Here is a 25,001-nt window from a genome sequence, read left to right on the forward strand (position 1 = left end):
TTTCATTAGGATGCCCCGATGTTCGCTGCCGCAATTTTCGACATGGATGGGCTGCTGATCGATTCGGAGCGCCCCATCATGGCCGCCTGGATCGAGGCTGCCCGCACGCTCGGCATCGAGCTTTCGCATAGCGAGTACCTGCAGGTCGTGGGGCTGGCCACCTCCGAGTCCGAACTCATCCTCGCATCGCTGCTCGGCGGCGCTGACGCCTACCGCCACGCCATCGGCCATGTGCGCCAGCGGCTGCAGCTGGCGCGCTCCGACGGCACGCCGCTGTTTCCCATCAAGCCCGGTGCGGGCGAATTCCTGGCGGCGCTGCGCGAACGCGGCACGCGCTGCGCCGTGGCCTCGTCGTCGACCAGCGGGCAGATCCAGGCCTGCCTCGGCAGTCTCGACGTGCTTCATCACTTCGAGGCCTTCGCGGGCGGCGACGAGGTGGCGCGCGCCAAGCCCGATCCGGCGCTCTACCTGCTCGCAGCCGGGCGGCTGGGCGTGGACCCGGCGGACTGCATCGCCTTCGAGGACAGCGAGAACGGCGCCAAGGCGGCGCTGGCCGCGGGCATGCGCGTGGTGGTGGTGCCCGATCTCAAGCAGCCGCCCGAATCCATCGTCGAGCGGGCATTCCACGTACTCGGCTCGCTGCACGACGCGTTGGCACATCTGCCGCGCTGGTTTCCTTCTCCGGCGGAAAGGCAGCAGCCCGCGTGACCGGGTCTGTTCAGAGCACTTCGTCGCGCAGCTGCGGGAACACCTTCGACACCTTTGCGAGCAGGTAGTCGCCGTAGCGGCCGTTGAAGGCGTGCACGTTGGCGCGGTCCCAGCGCTCGGCGCTGTCGTCGCGTGCCTCGGCGCCGGCGAGCCCTTCGATGCGCTGCACGCGGGCCTCGAAATTCGGATCGAAGAACAGCGGGAACGACAGCCGGTCGCGGCCCGAGGTGTTGCGCTTCACGCGGTGCGGCGTCGACTTGTAGAGCCCGCCGGTCATGCGGTCGAGCATGTCGCCGATGTTGCAGACGAACGAGCCGGGAATCGGCGGCGCGTCGATCCATCCGTCCGGCGTGTGCACGGCGAGGCCGCCCACGGTGTCCTGGTGCAGGATGGTGAGCAGCCCGTAGTCGGTGTGCTCGCCCACGCCCCATTGCACGTCGAGGCCTTCGGGCACTGGCTGCGAGGGGTAGTTGAAGAGGCGGAACAGGATCAGCGGGTCGGCGGTGTAGCGTTCGGCGAAGTAGCTCCCGGGCAGGCCCAGGCTCAGCGCGATGCCTTCCATCAGCCGGTGGCCGAGTTGCGTGACGGCGGCCATGTAGTCGAGGATGGTCTCGCGCAAGCCCGGCACATCGGGAAACAGATTGGGCCCGTGCACCGGCGTCTTCGCCTGCACCAGCGGATGCGTGGCGGGCAGCTCGGTGCCGAGGTAGAGCCCTTCCTTCCAGTCGGGCCGGCCGGAGGTCAGCTCGCCGCCGAGCGGAAAGTAGCCGCGCCACGCGCGCCCGCCCAAGGCCATGCGCCACCGCATCTTGGTTTCCTCGGGCAGGTCGAAGAAGCGGTGGCTCAGGTCTTCGAGCCGCTTCACGAGCGCCGCGTCGACGCCGTGGCCCGTCGCGTAGAAGAAGCCGTGCGCGCGGCAGGCCGCGCCGATCTGCGCGGCGACTGCGTCGCGCCCGGCTGTGCCCGCCACGAGGGGCGCGACGTCGATGAGGGGGAGGGCCGTGTCGGTCATGCGTCTCTCGCAAAGGGCGACCGGATGTCGGCCAGGAACTGCTGCGCGCGCGGATGCTGCGGACGGTTGAAGAAATCGTCGGGCGTGGCGCGTTCCAGCACCTTGCCCTCGTCCATGAACAGCACGCGGTCGGCCACCTCGCGCGCGAAGCCCATCTCGTGCGTCACGCAGACCATCGTCATGCCGTCGCGCGTGAGGTCGCGCATCACCAGGAGCACTTCACCGACCATCTCGGGGTCGAGCGCACTCGTGGGTTCGTCGAACAGCATCAGCGGCGGCTGCATGGCCAGCGCGCGCGCAATCGCCACGCGCTGCTGCTGGCCGCCCGACAGTTCGCTGGGCCACGCATTCGCCTTGTTCGACAGGCCCACGCGCTGCAGCAGCGCCATCGCGCGCTCCTCGGCCTCCTTGCGCGTGAGGCCGCGCAGCTGCATCGGCGCCATGGTGCAGTTCTGCAGCACCGTGAGGTGCGGAAAGAGGTTGAACTGCTGGAACACGAAGCCGATGCGCGAGCGGAAGGCGTTCACGTCGAGGCCGGGCGCATGGATGTCCTGGCCGTCCACGGCGATGCGGCCCGACTGGATCGGCTCCAGCCGGTTGAAGGTGCGGATCAGCGTCGACTTGCCCGAGCCCGAGGGCCCGCACACCACGACGACTTCGCCCTTGTGGATGGTCTCGGTGATGTCGACCAGCGCGTGGTAGCTGCCGTACCACTTGTTGACTTTTTCGAGTTCGATCATGCGGACACCTTGGGTGCAACGGTGGACATGCCGCGGCGCGCAAGCCGGCGTTCCAGCCAGTAGGCGAAGCGCGACAGGCCGAAGCAGAGAATGAAATACGTGCCGCCCAGGATCAGGTAGATCTGCGCCGGCTTGGTGAACACCTGCGTGTTGATCTGCGTCGCGATGAACGACACCTCGGCCAGCCCGATGATGTAGCCCAGCGAGGTTTCCTTGATGGTCGAGACGAACTGGTTCACCAGCGAGGGCAGCATGCTGCGCAGCGCCTGCGGCAGCACCACGAGGCGCATCGCGCGTCCGTAGCCCAGGCCCAGCGCGCGGGCGGTTTCCATCTGCCCGCGGGGCAGGCCCTGGATGCCGGCGCGCACGATCTCCGCGAGGTAGGCGGCGTCGAATATCACCAGCGCGATCAGCATGGTGGTGAACTGGTCGGTCTTCACGCCCGTGACGCTCGGCAGGAAGAAGTAGGCCCAGAAGATCACCATCAGCAGCGGCAGGCCGCGCACCACGAACACGAAGCCCGTGACCGGCCAGCGCAGCCAGCGCCACGGACTGACGCGCGCGAGGCCGAGCACGATGCCCAATGGCAAGGCGAGTACGAGCCCGCAGGAGGCCAGCAGCAGCGTGAGCACCAGTCCGCCGAGCGGGCCATTCGGGTACTGCCCGATGAGGAAGTAGACCCAATAGTCGTTGATGATCTGCAGCATCGCCCGGCGTCCTCAGATCGTGCGCACCGGATACCGGTGGTGGTACCACGTCGCCAGCCCCGTGATCGCCAGCGACACCGTCAGGTACGCCGCGCTCGCGAACGCGAAGGACTCGAAGCTGCGGAAGGTCGCGCTCTCGACCTGGCCGGCCTGGTACATCAGCTCGGCCACGCCGATCACGGTGGCGATGGAGGTGTTCTTCCAGAGGCTCAGCGTCTGCGAGATCAGCGGCGGGACAGTCACGCGCAGCGCCTGCGGCAGCACCACGCCGCGCATGGTGGCGAGGTAGCTGAAGCCCATCGCGCGGCCGGCCTCGAACTGCACCGTGGGGATCGCGCGGATGCCGCTGCGGATGTCCTCGGCCATGAAGGCCGCCGTGTACAGCGACAGCGCGATCACCGCGCTGTAGGCCTCGATGTGCCCCGCGTAGAGCCATTGCTTGATGCCTTCGGGCAGCAGCTCGGGCGCGCCGAAGTACCAGAACAGCATGTGCGCGAGCAGCGGAATGTTGCGGATCGACTCGACGTACGCGAAGCCCACCCAGCGCAGCGGCGCGAAGGGCGAAAGGCGCAGCAGCGCCACCACCAGCGCGATGGGCAGCGCCAGCACCAGCGCGGCCGCGAGCAGCTGCAGCGACAGCAGCAGGCCCGCGACCAGCATGTCGTGGTACTTGCCGGTGAGCAGCAAGGAATAGTCGAACAGGGGCATGGGGGGCGACAGTATCACCGCCGCGAGGGGAGTTGGCTCCCTCCCCCGCTGGGGGAGGGTTGGGGTGGGGGCGCGGCGGAGGTCGATCCACCGAGGCCTATGCAAAGGCCGTCAGCCCCCATCCCGGCCTTCCCCCAGCGGGGGAAGGAGAAAGACCGGGGGCCGGGCTCAGTCGATCTTGTCGCTCTCGAGCTTGAAGTCGCGCGACTGGAAGCCCGAGGCCGTGTCCGGGCCGTACCACTTGATGAAGATCTTCTGCGCCTCGCCCGACTTCTCGAGCTCACGCAGCGTGTCGTCCACCACGGCCTTCAGGCCGCTCTCGCCCTTCTTGATACCGATGGCCAGCGCCTCGGTGCTCAGGTTCTGCTTGAGCACCTCGTACTGCGCCTTCTGCGGGCCGAGCTTGGCGTAGCTGCGCAGCAGCGCGGCCTCGTCGTCCACATAGCCCACGCCCTTGCCCTGCTGCAGCGCCTGGAAGGCTTGCTGGCTGGTGTCGAAGGTCACGACCTCGACGTTGGGCACGGCCTTGCGGATGTTGGGTTCCTGCGTGCCGCCGCGGATGGTCAGCACCTTCTTGCCGGCGAGCTGCGGCACCTCGGTGATGCCGCTGTCCTTCTTCACGATGGCCTTCTGGCCGGTGACGAAGGTGGTGAGCGAGAAGTCGATCTGCGCCTCGCGCTCCTTGTTGTGCGTGAGGCCGGCGGCGACAAGGTCGACGTGGCCCTGCTGCAGTTCGGGAATGCGCGCGGCCACGGCGATCTGCTTGAGGACCGGCTTCACGCCGATCTTCTTTGCAATGGCGTTCACCAGGTCGACTTCGTAGCCGACGATCTGGCGCGTCTTCGGATCGACGAAGGTCGCGGGCTCGTCGGTGCCGAGCACGCCGACGACCAGCTCGCCCTTTTTCTTGATGTCGGCCAGCTGGTCGGCGTGGGCGAGGGTGCCGAGCAGGAAGGTGGAAGCGGCGACGGCCGCGGCGAGCAGGGTGTGGCGCATAGGTTGTCTCTCTCCTAGAGGAAATTCAGGGTCGAACCATATCAATAAAACCCCTGATTATTAAATCGTCAATCGACATATGCATATGGACAAGCTGAAGGCGGTTATTACGGGCTGGGTTAAATTCGCGGCGCCAAAAACGCGCTCCCGCCGTTTTCTTCCCGCATCTCATCCAGCGAGATCCTCATGATCATCAAACCCCGCGTGCGCGGCTTCATCTGCGTCACGACCCATCCCACCGGCTGCGAAGCCAACGTCAGGCAGCAGATCGACTACGTCAAGGCCCAGGGGCCCATCGCGGGCGGCCCGAAGAAGGTGCTGGTGATCGGCGCATCGACCGGCTACGGCCTGGCCGCGCGCATCACCGCCGCTTTCGGCAGCGGCGCCGACACGCTCGGCGTGTTCTTCGAACGCCCGGGCAGCGAAACCAAGCCCGGCTCGCCCGGCTGGTACAACACCGCCGCTTTCCATCGCGCCGCGACAGCCGAAGGCCACTACGCGAAGAGCATCAACGGCGATGGCTTCTCCGATGCTGTGAAGCAGCAGGTCATCGACACCATCCGCGCCGACCTTGGCCAGGTCGACCTCGTCGTCTACAGCCTGGCAGCGCCGCGACGCACGCACCCGAAGACCGGACAGGTCTTCAACTCGGTGCTCAAGCCCATCGGCAAGTCGGTGAACCTGCGCGGCCTCGACACCGACAGCGGGGCCGTGAAGGAAACGGTGCTCGAACCCGCGACGCAGGAAGAAATCGACAACACCGTGGCCGTGATGGGCGGTGAAGACTGGCAAATGTGGATCGACGCGCTGCAGCAGGCCGGCGTGCTGGCCGACGGCGCGAAGACCACCGCCTTTACCTATCTGGGCGAGCAGATCACGCACGACATCTACTGGAACGGCTCCATCGGCGCCGCCAAGAAGGACCTCGACCAGAAGGTGCTGGGCATCCGCGCGCAACTGGCGGCCAAGGGCGGCGATGCGCGCGTGTCGGTGCTGAAGGCGGTCGTCACGCAGGCCAGTTCGGCCATTCCGATGATGCCGCTGTACCTGTCGCTGCTGTTCAAGGTGATGAAGGCGCAAGGCACGCACGAGGGCTGCATCGAGCAGGTGCACGGGCTTTTCGCCGAAAGTCTCTACGGCAGCGCACCGCACATCGACGAGGAAGGCCGCCTGCGCGCGGACTACAAGGAACTGGCGCCGCAGGTGCAGGCTCGCGTGCTGGAGCTTTGGCCGCAGGTGACCGGCGACAACCTCGACGAGCTCACTGATTTCGCCGGCTACAAGACCGAGTTCCTGCGCCTCTTCGGCTTCTCGGTGGAGGGCGTGGACTACGAGGCCGACGTGAACCCCGATGTGGGCATTCCGGGCATCGTGCAGCTCTAGCAGGCCCCTCAAGGGATACTCCCGCCCATGCAGATACAAGAAAAGCCGCCCGCCGGCACGCCGTTCGACTGGATCGGCGGCGAACCGAAGGTGGAGGCGCTGGTCGAGCGCTTCTACGACCTGATGGACCTCGAGCCCGCGTATGCGCAATTGCGCGCCGTGCACGGCACCAGCCTCGACAACGCGCGCCAGCGCCTGTTCTGGTTCCTCTGCGGCTGGCTCGGCGGGCCGCAGCACTACACCGACCGCTTCGGCCATCCGATGCTGCGCGCGCGCCACCTGCCGCAGAGCATCGGCGGCCACACCATCGGCATCAAGGAACGCGACCAATGGCTGGCCTGCATGGACCAGGCGATGGGCGAGACGGGTGTGCCCGAGGACTTGCGCGCAAGGCTGCGCGACTCCTTTTTCAAAACCGCCGACTGGATGCGCAACCGCGGCGAGTGACCGACCCCACAACGATTCCGAAAGACGTTTCTCTCATCATGAATTCCATCGTCATCATCGGCGGCGGCCACGCCGCGGCCCAGCTCTGCGCGGGGCTTGCCGAAGCGGGGCAGGGCGCGCGCGTGCACCTCGTGTGCGAAGAGGCGTGCGAGCCGTACCACCGCCCGCCCCTGTCCAAGGCCTTCCTGAAGAGCGCGGAGGAAACCACGCAGCCGCACAAGGCCGCCGACTGGTACCGCGAAGCGGGCATCGCGCTGCACCTGGGCGACGCGGCCGTGGCGATCGACCGCGAGGCGCGCACCGTCACGCTGCGTTCGGGCGCGGTGCTGCCGTGGGAGCGCTTGGTGCTGGCCACCGGCACGCGCGCACGCCAGATGCCCGACCTGAAGCCGGGCCTCGAAAACGTCGCGAGCCTGCGTGCCGCCGAAGAAGCGCACCGCCTGCGCGAGCGGCTTGCATCGGCCGAGAAGGTGACCGTGCTCGGCGGCGGCTTCATCGGGCTCGAGGTGGCGGCCACCGCCAAGGCGCTCGGCAAATCGGTGCAGGTGATCGAAAGCGCGCCGCGCCTGCTGGGCCGGGCCGTCTCGCCCGAGCTGTCGGCGCATGTGCTCGCCACGCACCGTGCGGCCGGCATCGACATCGTGCTCGGTGCGCAGACCGGTGCCTTCGAAGTGGAAGGCGACCGGCTGGTGTCGATCCAGGTCAACGGCGTGAAGCAGCCGGTCGACCTGCTGCTGCTCGGCATCGGCGCCGTGCCCGAGACGGCGCTCGCACAGGCGGCCGGCATCGAATGCGCCGACGGCATCGTGGTCGACGGCCACATGCAGACCAGCGCGGCCGGTGTGCTCGCGGTGGGCGACTGCACGCGCTTCCCCGACCGCCGCGCGGGCCGCGCGCTGCGGCTCGAGTCGGTGCAGAACGCCAACGACCAGGCGCGCACCGCGGTGGCCACGCTGACCGGCGCGGCGCGTGCGCACGACGCGGTCGCGTGGTTCTGGTCCGACCAGGGCGGCATGCGCCTGCAGATGGTGGGCCTGATGCCGGCCGAAGGCACGCCGGGCCTCGTCAGCGTTCGCCGCGCGGGGCCGAAGCCCGATGCGTTCTCGCTGTTCCACTACGTCGATGGGCAGCTCGTGTGCGTGGAGTCGGTGAACGCGCCGGTCGACCACATGATGAGCCGCAAGCTGCTTGAAGCGGGGCGTAGCCCTGATGCTGCGGCGGTGGCGGACGCATCGGTTCCGCTGAAGAATCACTTGGCGTAAGCCGGCTGCGTTTCCTGCTCCCTCCCCGCTGGGGAGGGTAGGGGTGGGGACACGACGGCGATGGATGAGGGAGGGCCCGTGCAAAGGCCGCGAGCCCCCATCCCAGCCTTCGCCCGGAAGGGGAAGGAGCAAGTCAGAAAGCGTCAGCGCCGCGTGGGCGCCAGCAGCACGACGAGGGCGCCGGCGCCGCCTTCCGCGGGCTTGGCCTGCACGAACGCGATCACCTCGTTCTTCTGGATCAGCCAGCGCTGCGCCTTGGTCTTCAGCACCGGCTGCCTGCCTGGCGAACCCAGCCCCTTGCCGTGCACCACGCGCACGCAGCGCAGCCCCTGCTTGCTGGCGTTGCGGATGAAGCCACCGAGCGCCTCGCGCGCCTCGTCGCTGCGCAGCCCGTGCAGGTCGACCTGCCCCTGGATCGCCCATTCGCCCTTGCGCAGCCGCGCCGTCACGTCGGTGCCGATGCCGGGCCGGCGAAAGCTCATGGCGTCGTCCACGTCGAGCAGCGTGGTCACGTCGAACTCGTCGGAGAGCGACTCGCGCAGCACGCGCTGCTCGTCGAGCTGGTGCTGCACCGGGATCGGTGCCGGCGGCAGCGGCGCAAGCGGCACTGCGGCCTTGCGGCGCAGCGGCTCGGTGGCACCGATGGCGCGTGCAAAGAGGTCTTTCTCGGCGGCGAGCTTGCGTTCGGCCGCGGCCTTTGCGGCCGCCTCGGCGGCTTCGCGCTCGCGGGTTTCGGCGAGCGTGCGCTGCACCTGCTTGAGGTCGGCGAGGTTCTTGAGAGACGGGGCGCGTGCGGCCATCAGAGCACGCCCTTCTCGGCCATCGAGAAGCTCTGTCCGGGGCTCACGATGATGTGGTCGAGCACCCGCACGTCCACCAGCGCCAGTGCGGCGCGCAGCGTCTGCGTGAGCGACTCGTCGGCACGCGAGGGCTCGATGTTGCCGCTGGGGTGGTTGTGCGCCAGCACCACCGCCGCGGCCTGGTGGTGGATGGCGCGCGTGACGACCTCGCGCGGATAGACGCTGGTCTGCGTGAGCGTGCCGCGGAACATTTCCTCCAGCGCGATCATGCGGTGCTGCACGTCGAGGAACACCACCGCGAACACTTCGTAGGGGCGCGAGCCGATGTGCAGCTGCAGGTACTGCTTGACCGCGTCGGGCGAGTCGAACACCGTGCGCTCCCTGAGCCTTTCGCCCATGGCGCGGCGCGCCAGTTCGAGCACCGCGATCAGTTCGGAGCGCTTGGCGCTGCCGCCCATGCCCTTGATGGTCTTGAGCTCCTCGGCGCCGGTGTGCAGCAGGCCCGAGAGGCCGCCGAAGCGCTCGAGCAGCTGCTGCGCCAGCTGCAGCACGTTCATGCCCGCCACGCCGGTGCGCAGCAGCAGGGCCAGCAGCTCGGCGTCGGCCAGCGCGGATGCCCCTCGCGAGATGAGTTTTTCGCGGGGACGGGCGTCGAGAGGGAGATCCTTGAATGCCATGAAACCCTGGGGTGAAACCTTGGCGGAGCCGGGTGAAGTCCCGGTCCTTAAAATGAGGTCCAGTTTATCGGGACACCCACCTTGTCTTTGCCCACCTCCGCTGCCCCCATGTCCCAACTCGTGACTTCCGGCTCCTTCCTGACCCTGCACTACCGGCTGGCCGGCCCGGCGGGCGACATCATCAACACTTTCGCCGACAAGCCCGCGACCCTGTCGCTCGGCACCGGCGAGCTTTCTCCGGCCATGGAGCAGCGCCTGATGGGCCTGGAAGAAGGCGCGCATGCCACCTTCGAGCTGCCCGCCGGCGAGGCCTTCGGCGAGCGCAACCCCGACATGCAGCAGTGGGTGGCCAGGAAGCTGCTCGCTCAGATGGGCGACCCCGACGAGCAATACGCCACGGGCGACGTCGTGCAGTTCCCCACGCCCGACGGCACGGGCAGCTACGCGGGAGCGGTGATCGAATCGAATGACACGGCGGTGCGCTTCGACTTCAACCATCCGCTGGCCGGCCAGCCCGTCACCTTCGAAGTGAAGCTGATCGGCGTGCTATGAACCCCGACATCTCGGAAGTCATCCTTGCCGAACCGCGCGGTTTCTGCGCGGGTGTCGATCGCGCCATCGAGATCGTCGAGCGCGCCATTGCCAAGTTCGGCGCACCGATCTACGTGCGCCACGAGATCGTGCACAACACCTACGTGGTGAACGAGCTCAAGGCCAAGGGCGCGATCTTCATCGAGGAACTGTCCGACGTGCCGCCCGGCGCCACGCTGGTGTTCAGCGCACACGGCGTGAGCAAGGCGGTGGAGCAGGAGGCGCGCGACCGCGGCTTCGAGATATTCGATGCCACCTGCCCGCTGGTGACCAAGGTGCACGTCGAGGTCGCCAAGCTCGCGAAGGAGGGCTTCGAGTTCATCATGATCGGCCACAAGGGGCACCCCGAGGTTGAGGGCACGATGGGCCAGCTCAGCAGCGGCATTCACCTCGTCGAGGACGTGGCCGACGTGGCGAAGGTCTCGCCCTCGCAGACCGAGAAGCTCGCGGTGGTCACCCAGACCACGCTGAGCGTGGACGACGCGGCCGAGATCGCCGCCGCCGTGCGCACGCGCTTTCCGGCCGTGCGAGAGCCCAAGCAGCAGGACATCTGCTATGCCACCCAGAACCGCCAGGACGCGGTGAAGATCATGAGCCCGCAGGTCGACCTCGTGATCGTGGTCGGCAGCCCCACCAGTTCCAACAGCAACCGGCTGCGCGAACTGGCGCAGCGGCTGGGCACCGAGAGCTATATGGTCGATTCGGCCGAAGAGCTCAAGCCCGAGTGGTTCGAGGGCAAGACGCGCATCGGCCTCACCGCCGGCGCCTCGGCCCCCGAGGTGCTGGTGCGCGAGGTGATCGAGCGCGTGCGCGCGTTCGGCGCGGTGTCGGTCCGCAAGATGGACGGCATCGAGGAAACCATCAAGTTTCCGCTGCCCAAGGGGCTCAAGCTCGACGACATTCCCCCTCCAGGACATATCTCTTGAACGACAAGAAAACCTTCGACTGGCGCTCTGAAATAGATAGCGCTTCCCGCAGGCTGAGCGAGCGTGCCGGCCACTTCCTGCGCGAAACCCCGCTGTGGAAGCTGCCGGCGGCCGCCTTCGGGGTCGCGGCGCCGGGCGCCGAGATCTGGCTGAAGCTCGAGCACATGCAGGTCAGTGGCAGCTTCAAGGCGCGCGGCATGATGAACCGGCTGCTGGCCAACGACATTCCCGACAGCGGCGTGGTCGTGGCCTCGGGCGGCAATGCGGGCATCGCCACGGCGGCCGCGGCGCGCGCTCTGGGCGTGCCTTGCCAGGTGTTCCTGCCGGGCGTGTCGCCTGAGGCCAAGCGCGCGCGGCTGCGTGCGCTGGGCGCGGAAGTGGTCGTCGTCGGCGAGCTGTACCCCGATGCGCTGGCCGCCTGCCTCACGCGCCAGAAAGAGTCCGGCGCCTTGCTCACCCACGCCTACGACCAGCCCGAAGTGGTGGCCGGCGCGGGCACGCTCGGCCGTGAGATCGAAGAGCAGGGCGGTCTTCCCGATGCTGTGCTCGTGAGCGTCGGCGGCGGTGGGCTGATCGGTGGCCTCGCTGGTTGGTTCGAGCAGCGCGTCCGTGTGGTGGCACTCGAACCCGAAAAGGCGCCCACGCTGTTTCGCGCTCGCGAGGCCGGAGAGCCGATCGACGTGGAGGTGGGCGGCATCGCGGCCGATTCGCTCGGGGCGCGTCGCATCGGCGCCATTTCGTGGGAAATTACGCAGCGGCAGGTGCGGCACGCCCTGCTGCTGTCCGACGAATCCATCCGCGCCGCCCAGCAGTGGCTGTGGAAAGAGCTGAAGCTGGCAGTGGAACCGGCCGCCGCGCTGCCGCTGGCCGCGCTGCAGACCGGCGCTTACGCGCCGCGCGCGGGCGAGAAGGTCTGCCTGATCGTCTGCGGGGCGAACGTCGATCCCGCGACGGTCGCCTGAGAGTCGAAGGCGGCCGCCGCCGGGCCGCCCCAAGGCGAACCGCGCCTCCCCCTCGGGGGGTGGCGAATTACACGGAGCGAAGCGCAGTGAAAAGCCGGGGGGCCTTCACTTCTCGCAGTTCACCATCCACGCCACGCCGAACTTGTCGGTGAGCATGCCGAAGCCCTTGGCCCAGAACTGCGGGCCGTAGGGCATCGTCACCTTGCCGCCTTCGGCCAGTGCGTCGAACAGCTTCTTGCCTTCGTCCACGCTGTTCGCCTGCACCGAGAGCGAGAAGCCCTTGTAGCCCTCGAAGGGCCACTCCGGCGGGGCGTCCGAGGCCATCAGCTTGTGGCCGCGGGCCTCGAGCGTGGCGTGCATGATCTTGTCCTTGTGGCTGGCCGGCGTCTGGGCGCCCATCGGGCTCTCGCCGAAGGTCATGCTGAAGGCGACCTTGCCGTCCAGCGCCTTGGCATAGAAGGCGAGCGCTTCGGCGGCATTGCCGTTGAATGTCAGATAGGCTTCCATCGTTTTTCCCTTCGAGGTGGGTGAGTGGGATCGCGATGCTACGCCCACCTAAAATCCCCCCATGCTTGACATCACCCTGCTCCGCAAAGACCTGGCCTCCGCCGTGGCCGGCCTCGAAAAACGCAAGAAGAACCAGCCGTACCTCGACGTGTCGGCGTTCACCGCGCTCGAGGCCGAGCGCAAGACGCTGCAAACCCGCACCGAGGAAATCCAGGCGCGCCGCAACACGCTGAACAAGCAGATCGGCCCGCTCAAGGCCAAGGGCGAATCGGTCGACGCGCTCATGGCCGAGGTCAACGCGCTCAAGGCCGAGCAGGAATCGCAATCCAGGCGCCTCGAAGAGATCCAGCCCGCACTGCACGCGCTGCTGCTCGCCGTGCCCAACCTGCCGCACGCCAGCGTGCCGCTGGGCGAAGACGAGGCCGGCAACGTCGAGATGCGCCGCTGGGCCCCGAAGGGCGGCGCCGGCGCCAGCGCCACGCGGCTGGGCTTCGCGCCCAAGGACCACGTCGACCTCGGCGCGCCGCTGGGCCTCGACTTCGAGATGGGCGCCAAGCTCTCGGGCTCGCGCTTCTCCGTCATGAAGGGCCCGATCGCCCGTCTGCATCGCGCGCTCGCGCAGTTCATGGTCGACCTGCAGACCGAACAACACGGCTACACCGAGTGCTACGTGCCCTACGTGGTCAACGCCGCCACGCTCAGCGGCACCGGCCAGCTGCCCAAGTTCGAAGGTGACCTGTTCGCCGCGAAGAAGGGCGGCCAGGACGGCGAGCCTGCGCCCGATCATTCGGCGCTGTACCTCATTCCGACCAGTGAAGTGCCGCTGACCAACTTCGTGCGCGACGAGGTCGTGCCCGAGGTGCAGCTGCCCATCAAGCTCACGGCCCATACGCCGTGCTTCCGTTCCGAGGCTGGCAGTGCCGGGCGCGACACGCGCGGCATGATCCGCCAGCACCAGTTCGACAAGGTCGAGATGGTGCAGATCGTGCATCCTGAGAAGAGCTACGACGCACTCGAGCAGATGACCGGCCACGCCGAAGCTGTGCTGCAGGCGCTGGAGCTGCCATACCGCGTGGTGCTGCTGTGCACCGGCGACATGGGCTTCGGCGCCGCCAAGACCTACGACCTCGAGGTGTGGCTGCCGGCGCAGGACACCTACCGCGAGATCAGCTCGGTCTCGAACTGCGAAGCCTTCCAGGCGCGTCGTTTGCAGGCCCGTTTCAAGAACGCGCAGGGCAAGAACGAACTCGTGCACACCCTCAATGGTTCCGGCCTGGCGGTGGGCCGCGCGCTGGTGGCCGTGCTGGAAAACCACCAGAACGAAGACGGCTCCATCAACGTGCCCGCGGCGTTGCGTCCGTACCTCGGTGGGCTCGAAGTTTTGCGCGGCTGAGCCCAGGGCTTCAAAAAGTGCAATTTCCTCTGCTATAATCGAAGGCTCGACAGCACCGGAGAGGTGGCAGAGTGGTCGAATGTACCTGACTCGAAATCAGGCGTACTAGCGATAGTACCGAGGGTTCGAATCCCTCCCTCTCCTCCAAGAAGTCAATAAACAAGCGCCTTTCGGGGCGCTTTTTTATTTCTTACACCATTGTTCCTACCAATTCGATTGACGGTCGAACTTGGGTACAAAGTGCATCGCCTCGGCCTTCGCAAGGATGGGTCTTGTCCCTGCTGCTTTCCCCTCGCCAGCAGATGTTGTCGGCTACGTTGCGCTGACCATGGGCGAGGGCCACGTCCAGCGTTCCATTGGTGCAGTCGATCAGGCAGACGTCGCCAAGGAGGGCGTGCTGACATCCAGCCTTGTTGAGGTCGACTGGAAGCTGGCGCTTGGGGGAGGGCGCGCGATGGCATGCCTTGCATGCACGCCACGTACGCGAAGTGCCTTGCTGTCCTGTGTGAGTAGCGAATTTTTGAACGCGACCTGCTGTCGCAAAAAAGGGAACTGCGGATCGGCTTTGATGTCTAGGGCAATCCCGGGCTCGAAGCTTGCGTGAAGAAGGCCACACTGGCAGGGCTGGTGTCTATCTTCTTTCCATATAGGGCTTCTTCCTCCATGTCTTCCCGTTCATTTCGTCATGGCACCTTGTCCGCCGTTGCCTTGCTGACCCTGGCGCTGGGCGCCAGCGCACAGACGTCGCTGCATCAGCAGATCGGGCCTGTCGTCAACGGTATGTACCCCTCGCTCGACACGCTCTACAAAGACCTGCACGCCAATCCGGAGATCGCCTTCCAGGAAGTGCGAACGGCTGCGAAGCTGGCCGGCGAAATGCGCAAGCTCGGTTTCGATGTCACCGAGAAGGTCGGCGGCACGGGCCTCGTCGCGATTTACAAGAACGGCGCAGGCCCGACCGTGCTCGTGCGCACCGAACTCGACGCGCTGCCCATGGAAGAGAAGACCGGCTTGCCGTACGCGAGCAAGGCCAAGACCCAATCGAACGGCCGCGAGACCTTCGTGGCGCACAGCTGCGGCCACGACATCCACATGGCGAGCTGGGTCGGCACCGCGCGCACGCTGCTCACGATGAAAGATCAGTGGAAGGGCACGCTGATGTTTGTCGCGCAGCCCGCTGAGGAAACCGTGTCAGGTGCCAAGGCCATGCTTGCCGACGGCCTGTTCAAGCGCTTTCCCAAGCCCGACTTCGCGTTCGCTCTGCACACCTCGCCGTCGCCCTATGGCTTCGTCGGTTACAAGGTCGGTGCGATCAGTTCTAACTCTGACTCGCTCGAGATCACCTTCAAAGGCCGCGGCGGCCATGGATCGGCGCCGGACAAGACGATCGACCCGATTGCGATTGCCGCCCGTTTCATCACTGACGTGCAGACCGTGGTGAGCCGTGAGAAGGACCCGGCCGAGTTCGGCGTGGTCACCATCGGTGCGGTCCAAGCCGGCACAGTGGGGAACATCATTCCCGACACGGCGGTGTTGCGCGGCACCATCCGCAGCTACCAGCCGGAGGTGCGCGAGAAGCTGCTGGCCGGCGTTCGCCGCACGGCCAACGCGGCCGCGATGATGGGCGGTGCGCCCGAGCCGACGGTCGAGCTGGTGCCCGGTGGGGCTGCGGTGGTCAACGACGAAGCGGTGGTCAACCGGACGGCGGCGGCACTCAAGACGGCGTTCGGCGACCCGAAGGTGGTGCAGGTTCGGCCCATCACCGCGAGCGAGGATTTTTCCGAGTTCGGCAATGCGGGCGTGCCATCGATGATGTTCTTCGTGGGCGTGCTCTCTCCCGAAGAGGTGATGGCGTCGCTCAAGCCCGGCGGCAAGCCCTTGGCCTTCAATCACTCGCCCTTCTTCGCGCCGGTGCCCGAGCCATCGATCAAGACGAGTGTGGAGGCCATGAGCGTGGCCGTGCTCACCACCATGGCACCCAAGTAGCTCGGCGTGCGGCTGCCGCCGGCGACGGTAGTCTTCGACATGGCGTCGGCAGAACGCCGATGTCACGGCGCAAGAATTGGCGATTGGCCTCGTCTGCAATGCCAGACCTTCGTCATGACGGCAGAAAATTACCCGGTATCCGCAATAGTGGACTACGTCAAAGTAGGCCGAGAGTGACCTGCTCCCTACCAGCCGTACCAGCGTCTGCGGCAATGGCTAGTAGGAATGCGGAGGGCGCCGCCGTCGCTTTCAGGCGCTCAGAACGCCATCCGAATGCCCACGTCGTAGCCCAGCGCACGGTGCGGCTGCATGCCGTTGGTGGTCGCGTAGCCCGGCTGAGGAAAGATCGCCGGCAGGCTCAGCACCAGCGGCGTCACGCCCATCACGGTCGGGTTGTTGCGGCCGTTGGCGATGTGGATGCGCGCCACCGAGGCATACAGCGCCGTGCGCTTGGAGAGGTTGTGCACGTAGCCGAGTGCGAGCTTGTTCACCGACGAATTGCCGTCTGGCAGATGCAGCCCGTTGACGAAGCGCACGCGTGCATACGAGGCGCGCAGCATGCCCGCACCCAGAGGCACGTTCACGCCGGCCATGAGGCCGTCGTAGCGGTCGGTCAGGCGCAACGAACCGTTGGCGAACGGGGCGGCACTGTTGCGCACGTCGCGCACGCGCGACCATTCGCCGAACACCTTCACCACGCCGAAGTCGTACGAAGCACCGAGGTTCAGGCTCTTGATCTTCTCGCTCTGTACGGTGGTGCTGGCCAGCGTGCTCTCGCCGTAGCCTAGCGCCACGTCGGCGGGGCCGCTGGCCCAGCCGATGCGCCCGCCCACGTAGCGCCCGCGTTTGGAGGGGCTGTCGGGCGTGCTGCTGATCTTGGTGTTCTCGTGCAGCGCGTACTGCACCTGGCCGTAGAAGCCGCCCAGGTTTGGTGGCAGGAAGTAGCTGACGGCGTTGCTGGTGCGCAGGTAGCTGTCGGTGCCTGCGGAGAGGCCGCCGTTCAGCAGGCTGCCCGTGGCCAGCGCGCGCGAGGCCGCGATGTTGCTGTTGACCACGGCGATCAGGTTGGTGCCCACGCCGTTGACGCTGAAGGGGTCGAACACCGCGTCATTCCAGAACGAGGCCGTGTAGTCGCGACCCAGGCGCAGTTCGCCGAAGGGGCCGCTGAGGCTGAGCGTGGAGCGGCGTCCGAAGTTCGTGATGCCGCCGCCTGTATCGTTGTTCAGCGGCGCCTCGAGCCAGAAGCTCGCGGCCAGTCCGCCGCCGAGGTCTTCGGTGCCGCGAAAGCCGATGCGGCTGGACGCATTGCCCGAGGGCGACAGCACGGTCTGGCTCTGGCGCAGCTTGGCCGAGCGCAGCGGGTTGTGCGAACTGCTGGTGGTGCGGTAGTGGCTCACGCCTGCGTCCATCACGCCGAACAGCGTGAGCGAGGACTGGGCGAGGGAAGCGCCGGCAGCGAGGGTCGCGGCTGCGGCGGCGACGAGGGTCTTCTTCTTCTTCTTCATGGTCTTGTCTCCTGGTTGTTGTGTGTGTTGTCGTCTCTGTCGTCGTGCGTCAGGGCGCCCAGCGCAGCAGCGCGAGCACCAGCGCGGCGATGAAGACGGTCTCGCCGACCATCAGCACCACCGGCTTGAGGCCCACGTCGACCAGCTCGCGCAGCTGCGTCTTCATGCCGATGCCGGCCATGGCCGCCACCAGGAACCAGCGCGACAGGTCGCTGCCCGCGGTGGCGAGGGCCGGCGGCAGCCAGCCCGTGCTGTTGAGCGCCACCAGCGCAGCGAACGCCACCGCGAACCACGGCAGCAGCGGCGGGCGCTGGCCGCCCACGGCCTTGCCGGTGGCACGCGTGAACATCACGGCGAACAGGATGACCGGCAGCAGCGCCGCCACGCGCATCAGCTTGACCAGCGTGGCCGTGTCGCCCGTGGCCTGCGACATGCCGTAGCCCGCGCCCACCACCTGCGCCACGTCGTGGATGGTGGCGCCCAGGAACACGCCGGCCGTGTGCGTGTCCATGCCCAGGGCGCGTGCGATCAGGGGGTAGGCGATCATCGTGAGCGTCGACAGCGCCGACACGCTCACCACCGTGAACAGCGTGGCGCGTTCCTTCAGCGGATGCGGCGGCAGCGCCGCGGCCAGCGCCAGCGCGGCCGAAGCGCCGCAGATCGCGGTGGCGCCGCCGCTGAGCAGGCCGAACAGCACGTTGAAGCCCATCAGCCGCGCCACGACCATCGACACGCCGATGGTCAGCACCAGCGACACCGCCACCAGCAGCACCGGGTGCCAGCCCAGCGCCACTACCTGCGCGGCCGTGATGCGCAGCCCGAGCAGCGCCACGCCCCAGCGCAGCACGTGGCGCGCGGTGAACTCGATACCGGGCTTGCACGGGCCCTCGGCGGAAAGGAAGTTCATCGCCATGCCGAGGATGAGCGCAAACAGCATCACCGGCGCACCGTAGTGCTGCGACAAAAAGGTGGACGCGGCGGCGACCACCGCGCAGGCGAGCACGCCCGGAAAGAGCAGGCGGCCGCGCGCCGGCCATGCGGCGACAGACAAGGCGATCATGAAAACCTCAGGGTACGAGCACGGTGGCGCCGGTGGTCTTTCGGCCTTCGAGTGCGCGGTGCGCCTCGGCCGCGTCGGCCAGCGCGAAGCTCTGCTGCGGCTCGCTCACGATGCGTCCGGCCAGCACGTGGCCGAACAGTTCGTCGGCCATGCTGAGCATGTGCGGGCGCGGATGGATGTAGTGCACCATCGCCGGCCGCGTGAGCCAGATCGAGCCCTTCGCCGCCAGCAGCTTGGTGTCGAGGACCACGGCGCCAGAAGAGGTGCCGTTGCTTACCAGCGTGCCGCGCGGCTGCAGGCAATCGAGCGAAGCCTCCAGTGTGTCCTTGCCCACCGAGTCGTAGACCACCGGCACGCCCTTGCCGTCGGTGATCTCGCGCACACGCTGGGCGATGTTCTCGCGCGAGGTCACGATGGTGTGCGTGCAGCCGTTGGCCTTGGCGACGGCGGCCTTCTCGTCGGTGCTCACGGTGCCGATCATCGTCACGCCCATGGCACGCGCCCACTGGCAGGCGATGAGGCCCACGCCACCCGCGGCTGCGTGGTACAGGATGGTCTCGCCGCCCTTCAATGGATAGACCTGGCGGAACAGGTACTGCGCCGTCATGCCCTTCATCATCAGCGTGGCAGCAGTGCTGTCCGAGATGCCGTTGGGCAGCGGAATGAGCACATCGGCAGGCATCACACGCGCCTGCGAGTACGCCCCCTGCGGCCCGATGAGGTAGCCCACGCGATCACCCACGCGGATGTCGGTCACGCCCGACCCCACGGCTTCGACCACGCCCACGGCGTCGGAGCCCAGGCCGTTGGGCAGCGCGAGCGGATAGCGCCCCGTGCGGAAATAGATGTCGATGAAGTTGACGGCGATGAGGCTGTGGCGCACGCGCGCCTCGCCCGGGCCGGGTTCGCCGACCTCGACGTGTTCGAGCTTGAGCACGTCGGCGCTGCCGGTCTCGTGGAAGCGGATGGCCTGGTTCATGGTGCGTCTCCTGATGCGATGCGTGTGGGGGCTGGGATGGAACGGATTCTTGCGGCGCGTTTCAACGTCGGGAAGTGTGGTCTCGGCGATGTCCCAAATCGGCAAATTGATGCCCCAATAAAGCAAGAACTGCGAGCGGAGTGCGCCGGATACTGGCGGCGTTGGCCCACCGAGGCCCGCATGAAAAAACCGGAGACAACCCATGAAACTGCTGCACTTTGCACGCGCCGCCGTGGCGCTGGTCGGATGCTCGATGGCCCTCGGGGCCTGGGCGCTGGGCGACAAGCCCGTCAAGCTCATCGTCCCCGCGCCGCCGGGCGGCACGATGGACATCGTTGCCCGCGTCGTCGGGCAGCAGATGGCGCTGGACATCGGCCGTCCCGTGATCGTCGAGAACCGCCCCGGTGCCGGCGGATCGATCGGCCTGCAGGCCATGCTGCAGGCACCGGCCGACGGCAACACGATCGTGATGGCGGCGAGCAACGTGTTGGCTGAAACGCCGCAGGTCGTGAAGATGCCCTTCGATCCGCTGAAGGACGTGGTGCCCATTGCCTCGGTGGCGCGCTCGGGCGTGGTGCTCGTCACGGCCGCGAACTTTCCGGCCAAGGACTTCCAGGGCCTGGTCGCCGAGCTGAAGACGCGCAAGGGCAAGGCCAGCTTCGCCAGCTACAGCCCCGGCACCGTGTCGCAGTACGCGGGCCTGATCCTCAGCGACCGCGCGGGGCTCGACCTGCAGCACATCGGCTACCCCGGCTCGCCGCCCGCGCTGCAGGACCTGCTGGGCGGCCAGGTTGACCTGATGTTCGACGGCATGCTCACCTCGATGCCGCTCATCAAGGCCGGCAAGCTGCGCCCTTACGCGTTCACCGGCAAGACCCGCTCGCGCTTCCTGCCCGACCTGCCCACCACCACCGAGCTCGGCTATCCCGACCTGCAGTTCCGCGGTTGGGTCGGCTTCATTGGCTCCGCCAAGCTGCCGGCCGACGTGCTGGCGAAGCTGCACGCCGCGATCGGCAAGGCCGGCCAGTTGCCCGCCGTGCAGCAGAAGCTGCTCGACGTGGGCCTGGAGCCCGAACTCAGCGTCGACACGCCCGCGCTCATCGTCGAGACGAAGGCGCTGTCGGAGCGCAACGCCGCCATCGTCAGGAAGTACCGCATCCAGGCGAACTGAGCTTCGCTCGCCATTTCATCGGAGACCCTTCATGAAGATCAGACCCATCACGCCCTCCATCGGCGCGGAAATCTCGGACGTCCACCTGGGCGAGGCCTCGCGCGACCCCGGGCGCTTTGCGCCGATCCGCGCCGCACTGCTCCAGCACAAGGTGCTGTTCTTCCGCGGACAGGACATCACGCGCGCCGAGCATGCGGCCTTTGCACGCTGCTTCGGCGCGCTCGAAGATCACCCCGTGGTCGGCAGCGACCCAGAGCACCCGGGCCTCGTGCGTATCTACCGCAGCGACAACAAGCACAGCTACGAGAACACCTATCACTGCGACGGCCTGTGGCGCCAAGCGCCGGCGATGGGGGCAGTGCTGCGCTGCATCGAGTGTCCCGAGATCGGCGGCGACACCATCTGGGTGAACATGGTGCAGGCGCACGACGAGCTGCCCGAAGAGATCAAGCAGAAGATCGGCAAGCTGCGCGCCAAGGCTGCTATCGAGCATTCGTTCGGCGCCGTCATGCCGATGGAAGCCCGCCTCAAGCTGGGCCAGGACCATCCGCCCGTGGAGCACCCCGTGGTGCGCACGCACCCCGAGACCGGCGAGAAGGTGCTCTACGTGGGCAGCTTCACCACGCACTTCGTGAACTACAGCACCCCCGAGAACGTGCGGCACGGCATCGACAAGACGCCCGGCGCGGCGCTGCTGCTGAACTACCTGCTCAGCCGCGCCACCATTCCCGAGTACCAGGTGCGCTGGTCGTGGCAGGCCGGCGACGTGGTCGTCTGGGACAACCGCAGCACGCAGCACTACGCGCTGAACGACTACTGGCCCGCGCCGCGCAAGATGGAACGCGCCGGCATCGTCGGCGACGTGCCGTACTGAGTTGTCCATCGATTCCGTTTCCTACATCGCAACCCGACAGAAACCACGCCATGAACTTCCTCGACGGCCACCTCTTTCCCGAAAACCAGCAGCCGCTGATCATCACCGCCGCGCCCTATGCGCCGGGCTGGCTTCCTTCCGACTTTCCGGGCGAGATTCCGGTCACGATGGAAGAGCAGATCCAGAAGGCGGTGGACTGCTACAACGCCGGCGCGACGGTGCTGCACCTGCATGTGCGCGAACTGGACGGCAAGGGCAGCAAGCGGCTGTCGAAGTTCAACGAGCTGATCGCCGGCGTGCGCAAGGCCGTGCCGGAAATGATCATTCAGGTGGGCGGCTCGATCAGCTTCGCGCCGGAGAGCGAAGGCGCCGCGGCCAAGTGGCTGAGCGACGACACGCGCCACATGCTGGCCGAGCTGGAGCCCACGCCGGACCAGGTGACGGTGACCGTCAACACCTCGCAGATGAACGTCACGGAGCACGCCGAGCTGGCGGACTTCAAGGGCACCTCGCGCGAGATCCCCGCCATCTACGAAGCCTACAAGGAGATGACGGTGCCGGCACAGCCGGGCTGGGTCGAGGAGCATATCCGTCGCCTCACGAAGGCCGGCATCCAGAGCGCCTTCCAGTGCTACAACATCAACAGCTTCGAGTCGGTCGAACGCTTGATGCGCCGCGGTGTCTACAAAGGTCCGCTGGTGATGAACTGGGTGGCGATCAGCGGCGGCATGGACGCGCCGAACATCTACAACCTGGCCAACTTCGTGCGTGCGGTGCCCGATGGCGCGGTGCTCACCGTGGAGAGCTCGGTGCGCAACGTGCTGCCCGTGAACATGATAGGTATCGCCATGGGCTTGCACGTGCGATGCGGCACCGAAGACGTGCTGTGGAACCAGACGCGCTCGGCCAAGATCGGTACGGTGGCGCAGATCGAACAGCTGGTGGAAATCTCGCGCCAGTTCGGCCGTCCGATTGCCACAGCGCAGCAGGCGCGCGAGATCTCGAAGATCGGCGTTTTCTACGACACAGCGGAAGAGTCGCTGGCGGCCAACGGCTTCGCACCCAATCGCAATGGCGCCAATCAGGGCTTCCTGCGCAAGGCGGCTTGAGAGTGAGCGTGGTGATGACGAGGTCTGTCACGCGCGCCTTTTGGCGCCTGCTCGAAGGCCTTTCGCATGCCCTCCGCTTTGAAGGCCTGGCTCAGAACGCGCGCACCGTCCCCTGAGCCACCGCGCTGGCCGTCTGCTTGCTCCACTGCGAGGCGCTGCAGCCGAAGTGGTGGCGGAACCAGTGGCTGAAGCTGCTTGGCCCCGAGAAGCCCAGCAGCTCGGCCACTTCGCTCAGCGGCAGGTCACTGTCGCGCAGGTGGCGCTTGACGAGGTCGGAGCGCACATGGTCGAGCAGGCTGCTGAAGGTGAAGCCTTCAGCCTCGAGCCGGCGGTGCAGCGTGCGGCGGTCCACACGCAGGTGCCGCGCCACTTCCTGCGCCGTGCAGCCGCCGCCGGGCATGAGCGCGAGGATGAGTTCGCGGCAGGCTTCGCGCGTGCTCTCGCCGCGGTCTTTCAGGGCCGCCTCCAGGTACTCTCGCGCAAAACGCGCCGCGCCCTGGTCGCCTGATTCGCGCGGCTTGCGCAGATCGGCCGCCAGGCACACGAGCCCATTGAAATCCTGGTTGAACTTGACGTGGCGCCCGAAGAAGGCGCGGTGCGCCGACACGTCCGCCGGCGGGCGGTGCGTGAAGCAGACCTGCTGCGGCCGCCACTGCGGATCGATCAGCTCGGTGAGCACGCGGAACATGATGCCCACGGCCAGTTCCATCGACTGGCGCATCGGCAGCCCGGGGCTGGGCAGCAGGTCTTCGCGCAGGATGACCATGTCGCCCGTATCCTCCAGGCGAAAGCTCAATGAGGCGTTCACCAGCTTCAGGTAGCGGCCCAGCGTGTCGAGCGCGTCGCGGGGCGTGGGCTCTTCCCTCAGCACGACGCCGATCGGCCCGAGCGCCGAGAGTTTGCGCTGCGCCGCGAGCCGCAGCGCGAAATCTTCGGTGCGCGTGGCGCGCGCGGTGATCTCGAGCAGCTCGCGCACGGCGTCACCTGGAATCAGCATCTCGGGGTGCTCGAGCAACTGGGCCTTCAGCCCCACGGTGCGCAGGAAGGCATGCGGGTCCCGGCCGAGCGAGCGCACCAGGTCCACGTAGCCGCTGAGGCTCGCACTACGCATCAGTCGGCCGAGGTGCTTCATGGTGGATTCTTCAGGAGCCCCGTGTTCGCCCGGGGGCTGATCCTGGATTGCTGTGTCTTGATGATGGCCCGATTGTGATCGGCCATGGCCTTCAGTGTCTGGTGCAGATGGAGACTGCGAAACCGGTCTTCGCACGGACCGTTTCAATGTCCCGCAAAGACAAGTCGCAGTCCCGGATGAGCAAGAAGTTTTCCGGGGTGCACCAGACACTTTTGGCGCCAGAGCAACTTTCCCACCGGAGACAAACCCCATGAACTTCCTCGACGGCCACCTGTATCCCGAGAACCAGCAGCCCCTGATCATCACGGCCGCGCCCTATGCGCCGGGGTGGATTCCCGCCGACTTTCCGGAAGACATCCCGGTCACGATGGAAGACCAGATCCAGAAGGCGGTCGATTGCTACGAAGCCGGCGCCACCGTGCTGCACCTGCATGTGCGCGAGGCCGACGGCAGGGGCAGCAAGCGGCTGTCGATGTTCAACGAACTGATCGCCGGCGTGCGCAAGGCCGTGCCGGAAATGATCATCCAGGTGGGCGGCTCGATCAGCTTCGCGCCTGAGGACGACGGTGCCGCGGCCAAGTGGCTGAGCGACGACACGCGCCACATGCTGGCCGAACTCACGCCCCGCCCCGACCAGGTGACCGTGACCGTCAACACCACGCAGATGAACGTGACCGAGCACGCCGGCCTGGACGACTTCAGGGGCCTGTCGCGCGGCGACCCGAGGCTCTATTCGACGTACAAGGACATGATCGTGCCCTCTAACCCCAGCTGGGTCGAGGAGCACATCCGCCGCCTCACGTCCGCGGGCATCCAGAGCGAGTTCCAGTGCTACAACATCAACAGCTTCGAGACCATCGAGCGGATGATCCGCCGCGGCGTCTACAAGGGCCCGCTGGTGATGAACTGGGTGGCCATCAGCGGCGGCATGGACCAGGCGAACATCTACAACCTGGCCAACTTCCTGCGCGCCGCACCCGATGGCTCGGTGGTCACGGTGGAAAGCTCGGTGCTCAACGTGCTGCCCGTGAACATGATCGGCATCGCCCTAGGCCTGCACGTGCGCTGCGGCATTGAGGACGTGCTGTGGAACCAGACCCGCACCGGCAAGATGAGCTCGGTCGAACAGATCCGGCAACTGGTGCGCATCTCGACTGAATTCGGTCGCCCCATTGCGACCGCGCAGCAGGCGCGCGAGATCATGAAGATCGGCGTGTTTTACGAAACCATCGAGGAGACGCTGCAGGCCAATGGCTTCGCGCCCAATCGCAACGGTGCCCAGCAGGGCTTCCTGCGCAAGCCGGCCTGACGCATGAGGTACACCGGAGTTGTTGACGTGCCGTTTGGTCGGCCGATGGATTGGGCG

The 25,001-nt window shown here is 67.0% G+C and carries 25 protein-coding genes and 1 tRNA gene; 14 read left to right on the forward strand and 12 right to left on the reverse strand.

The features are described 5' to 3' along the window. The first annotated feature begins 18 nt into the window (after positions 1–18). Positions 19–708 carry an HAD family hydrolase gene (locus tag AC1DFC_RS12555; RefSeq protein ID WP_478179323.1) on the forward strand — a complete coding sequence of 230 codons (690 nt, stop codon included), beginning with the start codon at positions 19–21 and terminating at the stop codon, positions 706–708. A 10-nt stretch (positions 709–718) separates the two neighbouring features. Here the strand turns inward: AC1DFC_RS12555 and AC1DFC_RS12560 are convergent, their stop codons facing one another. From AC1DFC_RS12560 to AC1DFC_RS12580, 5 genes are all read right to left on the reverse strand, one after another. Continuing rightward, positions 719–1,720, reverse strand: coding sequence for an isopenicillin N synthase family dioxygenase (locus tag AC1DFC_RS12560; protein ID WP_007839259.1), 1,002 nt, complete (start codon positions 1,718–1,720; stop codon positions 719–721). Next, on the reverse strand, positions 1,717–2,460 hold the full coding sequence (locus tag AC1DFC_RS12565; protein ID WP_007839260.1) for an amino acid ABC transporter ATP-binding protein: 744 nt from the start codon (positions 2,458–2,460) through the stop codon (positions 1,717–1,719). Before AC1DFC_RS12565 ends, AC1DFC_RS12560 begins: the two co-directional genes overlap by 4 nt. Then, complete coding sequence (locus AC1DFC_RS12570; protein WP_007839262.1) at positions 2,457–3,167, reverse strand: amino acid ABC transporter permease; 711 nt, start codon at positions 3,165–3,167, stop codon at positions 2,457–2,459. The genes AC1DFC_RS12565 and AC1DFC_RS12570 overlap by 4 nt, the downstream gene beginning before the upstream one ends. 12 nt (positions 3,168–3,179) lie before the next feature. Further along, the gene (locus AC1DFC_RS12575; protein WP_413335967.1) at positions 3,180–3,875 is read right to left on the reverse strand and encodes an amino acid ABC transporter permease; all 696 of its coding nucleotides are present in this window, start codon (positions 3,873–3,875) and stop codon (positions 3,180–3,182) included. Positions 3,876–4,043: 168 nt separating this feature from the next. Beyond that, on the reverse strand, positions 4,044–4,871 hold the full coding sequence (locus AC1DFC_RS12580) for an ABC transporter substrate-binding protein (protein WP_413335513.1): 828 nt from the start codon (positions 4,869–4,871) through the stop codon (positions 4,044–4,046). A 186-nt stretch (positions 4,872–5,057) separates the two neighbouring features. On the opposite strand from AC1DFC_RS12580, the gene fabV reads away from it, so the two are divergent. From fabV to AC1DFC_RS12595, 3 genes are read left to right on the forward strand one after another with little or no spacing between them, the layout of a single operon-like run. Continuing rightward, positions 5,058–6,254 carry an enoyl-ACP reductase FabV gene (gene fabV / locus AC1DFC_RS12585; RefSeq protein WP_478179324.1) on the forward strand — a complete coding sequence of 399 codons (1,197 nt, stop codon included), beginning with the start codon at positions 5,058–5,060 and terminating at the stop codon, positions 6,252–6,254. 27 nt (positions 6,255–6,281) lie between these two features. Then, a complete protein-coding gene (locus tag AC1DFC_RS12590; protein WP_007839268.1) occupies positions 6,282–6,701 on the forward strand; it encodes a group II truncated hemoglobin in 420 nt (139 codons plus the stop codon). 38 nt (positions 6,702–6,739) lie between these two features. Beyond that, positions 6,740–7,963, forward strand: coding sequence for an NAD(P)/FAD-dependent oxidoreductase (locus AC1DFC_RS12595; protein WP_007839269.1), 1,224 nt, complete (start codon positions 6,740–6,742; stop codon positions 7,961–7,963). Between the two features lie 143 nt (positions 7,964–8,106). Here AC1DFC_RS12595 and AC1DFC_RS12600 read toward each other — a convergent pair whose 3' ends face one another. Both AC1DFC_RS12600 and radC read right to left on the reverse strand, forming a co-directional pair. After that, a complete protein-coding gene (locus AC1DFC_RS12600; protein WP_413335519.1) occupies positions 8,107–8,763 on the reverse strand; it encodes a Smr/MutS family protein in 657 nt (218 codons plus the stop codon). Next, positions 8,763–9,440: a RadC family protein gene (radC, locus tag AC1DFC_RS12605; RefSeq protein WP_007839271.1), complete on the reverse strand. Its 678-nt coding sequence runs from the start codon at positions 9,438–9,440 to the stop codon at positions 8,763–8,765. The genes AC1DFC_RS12600 and radC overlap by 1 nt, the downstream gene beginning before the upstream one ends. Before the next feature lie 108 nt (positions 9,441–9,548). Here radC and AC1DFC_RS12610 point away from each other — a divergent pair, with 108 nt between their 5' ends. The 3 genes from AC1DFC_RS12610 to AC1DFC_RS12620 are packed head-to-tail and all read left to right on the forward strand — an operon-like array spanning position 9,549 to position 11,919. Continuing rightward, a complete protein-coding gene (locus AC1DFC_RS12610) occupies positions 9,549–9,992 on the forward strand; it encodes an FKBP-type peptidyl-prolyl cis-trans isomerase (RefSeq protein ID WP_413335521.1) in 444 nt (147 codons plus the stop codon). After that, positions 9,989–10,957 carry a 4-hydroxy-3-methylbut-2-enyl diphosphate reductase gene (gene ispH, locus AC1DFC_RS12615; RefSeq protein ID WP_007839273.1) on the forward strand — a complete coding sequence of 323 codons (969 nt, stop codon included), beginning with the start codon at positions 9,989–9,991 and terminating at the stop codon, positions 10,955–10,957. Before AC1DFC_RS12610 ends, ispH begins: the two co-directional genes overlap by 4 nt. Next, positions 10,954–11,919, forward strand: a complete 966-nt coding sequence (locus AC1DFC_RS12620) for a threonine/serine dehydratase (protein WP_007839274.1) — start codon at positions 10,954–10,956, stop codon at positions 11,917–11,919. Before ispH ends, AC1DFC_RS12620 begins: the two co-directional genes overlap by 4 nt. 105 nt (positions 11,920–12,024) lie before the next feature. On the opposite strand, the gene AC1DFC_RS12625 is transcribed toward AC1DFC_RS12620, so the two are convergent. After that, positions 12,025–12,426, reverse strand: a complete 402-nt coding sequence (locus AC1DFC_RS12625) for a VOC family protein (RefSeq protein WP_007836081.1) — start codon at positions 12,424–12,426, stop codon at positions 12,025–12,027. Positions 12,427–12,487: 61 nt separating this feature from the next. On the opposite strand from AC1DFC_RS12625, the gene serS reads away from it, so the two are divergent. From serS to AC1DFC_RS12640, 3 genes are all read left to right on the forward strand, one after another. Further along, complete coding sequence (gene serS, locus AC1DFC_RS12630; protein ID WP_478179325.1) at positions 12,488–13,819, forward strand: serine--tRNA ligase; 1,332 nt, start codon at positions 12,488–12,490, stop codon at positions 13,817–13,819. A 57-nt stretch (positions 13,820–13,876) separates the two neighbouring features. Beyond that, positions 13,877–13,966 (forward strand) — tRNA-Ser (locus AC1DFC_RS12635). Between the two features lie 516 nt (positions 13,967–14,482). After that, complete coding sequence (locus AC1DFC_RS12640) at positions 14,483–15,805, forward strand: amidohydrolase (RefSeq protein WP_007836079.1); 1,323 nt, start codon at positions 14,483–14,485, stop codon at positions 15,803–15,805. A gap of 257 nt (positions 15,806–16,062) precedes the next feature. On the opposite strand, the gene AC1DFC_RS12645 is transcribed toward AC1DFC_RS12640, so the two are convergent. The 3 genes from AC1DFC_RS12645 to AC1DFC_RS12655 are packed head-to-tail and all read right to left on the reverse strand — an operon-like array spanning position 16,063 to position 19,349. After that, complete coding sequence (locus tag AC1DFC_RS12645; protein ID WP_478179326.1) at positions 16,063–17,310, reverse strand: porin; 1,248 nt, start codon at positions 17,308–17,310, stop codon at positions 16,063–16,065. A gap of 49 nt (positions 17,311–17,359) precedes the next feature. Next, positions 17,360–18,370 (reverse strand): YeiH family protein, encoded by a 1,011-nt coding sequence (locus AC1DFC_RS12650; protein WP_413335528.1) that lies wholly within the window; start codon positions 18,368–18,370, stop codon positions 17,360–17,362. Positions 18,371–18,377: 7 nt separating this feature from the next. Further along, positions 18,378–19,349: a quinone oxidoreductase family protein gene (locus tag AC1DFC_RS12655; RefSeq protein WP_478179327.1), complete on the reverse strand. Its 972-nt coding sequence runs from the start codon at positions 19,347–19,349 to the stop codon at positions 18,378–18,380. Between the two features lie 202 nt (positions 19,350–19,551). Here AC1DFC_RS12655 and AC1DFC_RS12660 point away from each other — a divergent pair, with 202 nt between their 5' ends. Genes AC1DFC_RS12660 through AC1DFC_RS12670 form a run of 3 tightly spaced genes read left to right on the forward strand, consistent with a single transcriptional unit; the run spans position 19,552 to position 22,503 of the window. Further along, positions 19,552–20,520 carry a Bug family tripartite tricarboxylate transporter substrate binding protein gene (locus AC1DFC_RS12660; protein WP_478179328.1) on the forward strand — a complete coding sequence of 323 codons (969 nt, stop codon included), beginning with the start codon at positions 19,552–19,554 and terminating at the stop codon, positions 20,518–20,520. Between the two features lie 31 nt (positions 20,521–20,551). Continuing rightward, a complete protein-coding gene (locus AC1DFC_RS12665) occupies positions 20,552–21,394 on the forward strand; it encodes a TauD/TfdA dioxygenase family protein (RefSeq protein WP_007836074.1) in 843 nt (280 codons plus the stop codon). A gap of 50 nt (positions 21,395–21,444) precedes the next feature. Next, positions 21,445–22,503: a beta-keto acid cleavage family enzyme gene (locus tag AC1DFC_RS12670; RefSeq protein ID WP_413315704.1), complete on the forward strand. Its 1,059-nt coding sequence runs from the start codon at positions 21,445–21,447 to the stop codon at positions 22,501–22,503. Between the two features lie 91 nt (positions 22,504–22,594). Here the strand turns inward: AC1DFC_RS12670 and AC1DFC_RS12675 are convergent, their stop codons facing one another. Beyond that, positions 22,595–23,635: an AraC family transcriptional regulator gene (locus AC1DFC_RS12675; protein ID WP_007836072.1), complete on the reverse strand. Its 1,041-nt coding sequence runs from the start codon at positions 23,633–23,635 to the stop codon at positions 22,595–22,597. 250 nt (positions 23,636–23,885) lie between these two features. Here AC1DFC_RS12675 and AC1DFC_RS12680 point away from each other — a divergent pair, with 250 nt between their 5' ends. Beyond that, positions 23,886–24,944 carry a beta-keto acid cleavage family enzyme gene (locus AC1DFC_RS12680; protein ID WP_478179329.1) on the forward strand — a complete coding sequence of 353 codons (1,059 nt, stop codon included), beginning with the start codon at positions 23,886–23,888 and terminating at the stop codon, positions 24,942–24,944. The last annotated feature ends 57 nt before the right edge of the window (positions 24,945–25,001 follow it).

The organism is Variovorax sp. 10L421, from assembly GCF_056395365.1.

What these genes read in the sequence shown, in the direction of transcription:
- AC1DFC_RS12600 (WP_413335519.1), bottom strand. Translation starts at nt 8,763, where the DNA reads ATGGCCGCACGCGCCCCGTCTCTCAAGAACCTCGCCGACCTCAAGCAG.
- AC1DFC_RS12575 (WP_413335967.1), bottom strand. Translation starts at nt 3,875, where the DNA reads ATGCCCCTGTTCGACTATTCCTTGCTGCTCACCGGCAAGTACCACGAC.
- AC1DFC_RS12680 (WP_478179329.1), top strand. Translation starts at nt 23,886, where the DNA reads ATGAACTTCCTCGACGGCCACCTGTATCCCGAGAACCAGCAGCCCCTG.
- AC1DFC_RS12655 (WP_478179327.1), bottom strand. Translation starts at nt 19,349, where the DNA reads ATGAACCAGGCCATCCGCTTCCACGAGACCGGCAGCGCCGACGTGCTC.
- AC1DFC_RS12660 (WP_478179328.1), top strand. Translation starts at nt 19,552, where the DNA reads ATGAAACTGCTGCACTTTGCACGCGCCGCCGTGGCGCTGGTCGGATGC.
- AC1DFC_RS12555 (WP_478179323.1), top strand. Translation starts at nt 19, where the DNA reads ATGTTCGCTGCCGCAATTTTCGACATGGATGGGCTGCTGATCGATTCG.
- AC1DFC_RS12645 (WP_478179326.1), bottom strand. Translation starts at nt 17,310, where the DNA reads ATGAAGAAGAAGAAGAAGACCCTCGTCGCCGCCGCAGCCGCGACCCTC.
- AC1DFC_RS12570 (WP_007839262.1), bottom strand. Translation starts at nt 3,167, where the DNA reads ATGCTGCAGATCATCAACGACTATTGGGTCTACTTCCTCATCGGGCAG.
- AC1DFC_RS12565 (WP_007839260.1), bottom strand. Translation starts at nt 2,460, where the DNA reads ATGATCGAACTCGAAAAAGTCAACAAGTGGTACGGCAGCTACCACGCG.
- AC1DFC_RS12675 (WP_007836072.1), bottom strand. Translation starts at nt 23,635, where the DNA reads ATGAAGCACCTCGGCCGACTGATGCGTAGTGCGAGCCTCAGCGGCTAC.
- AC1DFC_RS12640 (WP_007836079.1), top strand. Translation starts at nt 14,483, where the DNA reads ATGTCTTCCCGTTCATTTCGTCATGGCACCTTGTCCGCCGTTGCCTTG.
- AC1DFC_RS12580 (WP_413335513.1), bottom strand. Translation starts at nt 4,871, where the DNA reads ATGCGCCACACCCTGCTCGCCGCGGCCGTCGCCGCTTCCACCTTCCTG.
- ispH (WP_007839273.1), top strand. Translation starts at nt 9,989, where the DNA reads ATGAACCCCGACATCTCGGAAGTCATCCTTGCCGAACCGCGCGGTTTC.
- radC (WP_007839271.1), bottom strand. Translation starts at nt 9,440, where the DNA reads ATGGCATTCAAGGATCTCCCTCTCGACGCCCGTCCCCGCGAAAAACTC.
- fabV (WP_478179324.1), top strand. Translation starts at nt 5,058, where the DNA reads ATGATCATCAAACCCCGCGTGCGCGGCTTCATCTGCGTCACGACCCAT.
- AC1DFC_RS12560 (WP_007839259.1), bottom strand. Translation starts at nt 1,720, where the DNA reads ATGACCGACACGGCCCTCCCCCTCATCGACGTCGCGCCCCTCGTGGCG.
- AC1DFC_RS12625 (WP_007836081.1), bottom strand. Translation starts at nt 12,426, where the DNA reads ATGGAAGCCTATCTGACATTCAACGGCAATGCCGCCGAAGCGCTCGCC.
- AC1DFC_RS12590 (WP_007839268.1), top strand. Translation starts at nt 6,282, where the DNA reads ATGCAGATACAAGAAAAGCCGCCCGCCGGCACGCCGTTCGACTGGATC.
- AC1DFC_RS12665 (WP_007836074.1), top strand. Translation starts at nt 20,552, where the DNA reads ATGAAGATCAGACCCATCACGCCCTCCATCGGCGCGGAAATCTCGGAC.
- AC1DFC_RS12670 (WP_413315704.1), top strand. Translation starts at nt 21,445, where the DNA reads ATGAACTTCCTCGACGGCCACCTCTTTCCCGAAAACCAGCAGCCGCTG.
- AC1DFC_RS12610 (WP_413335521.1), top strand. Translation starts at nt 9,549, where the DNA reads ATGTCCCAACTCGTGACTTCCGGCTCCTTCCTGACCCTGCACTACCGG.
- AC1DFC_RS12650 (WP_413335528.1), bottom strand. Translation starts at nt 18,370, where the DNA reads ATGATCGCCTTGTCTGTCGCCGCATGGCCGGCGCGCGGCCGCCTGCTC.
- AC1DFC_RS12595 (WP_007839269.1), top strand. Translation starts at nt 6,740, where the DNA reads ATGAATTCCATCGTCATCATCGGCGGCGGCCACGCCGCGGCCCAGCTC.
- serS (WP_478179325.1), top strand. Translation starts at nt 12,488, where the DNA reads ATGCTTGACATCACCCTGCTCCGCAAAGACCTGGCCTCCGCCGTGGCC.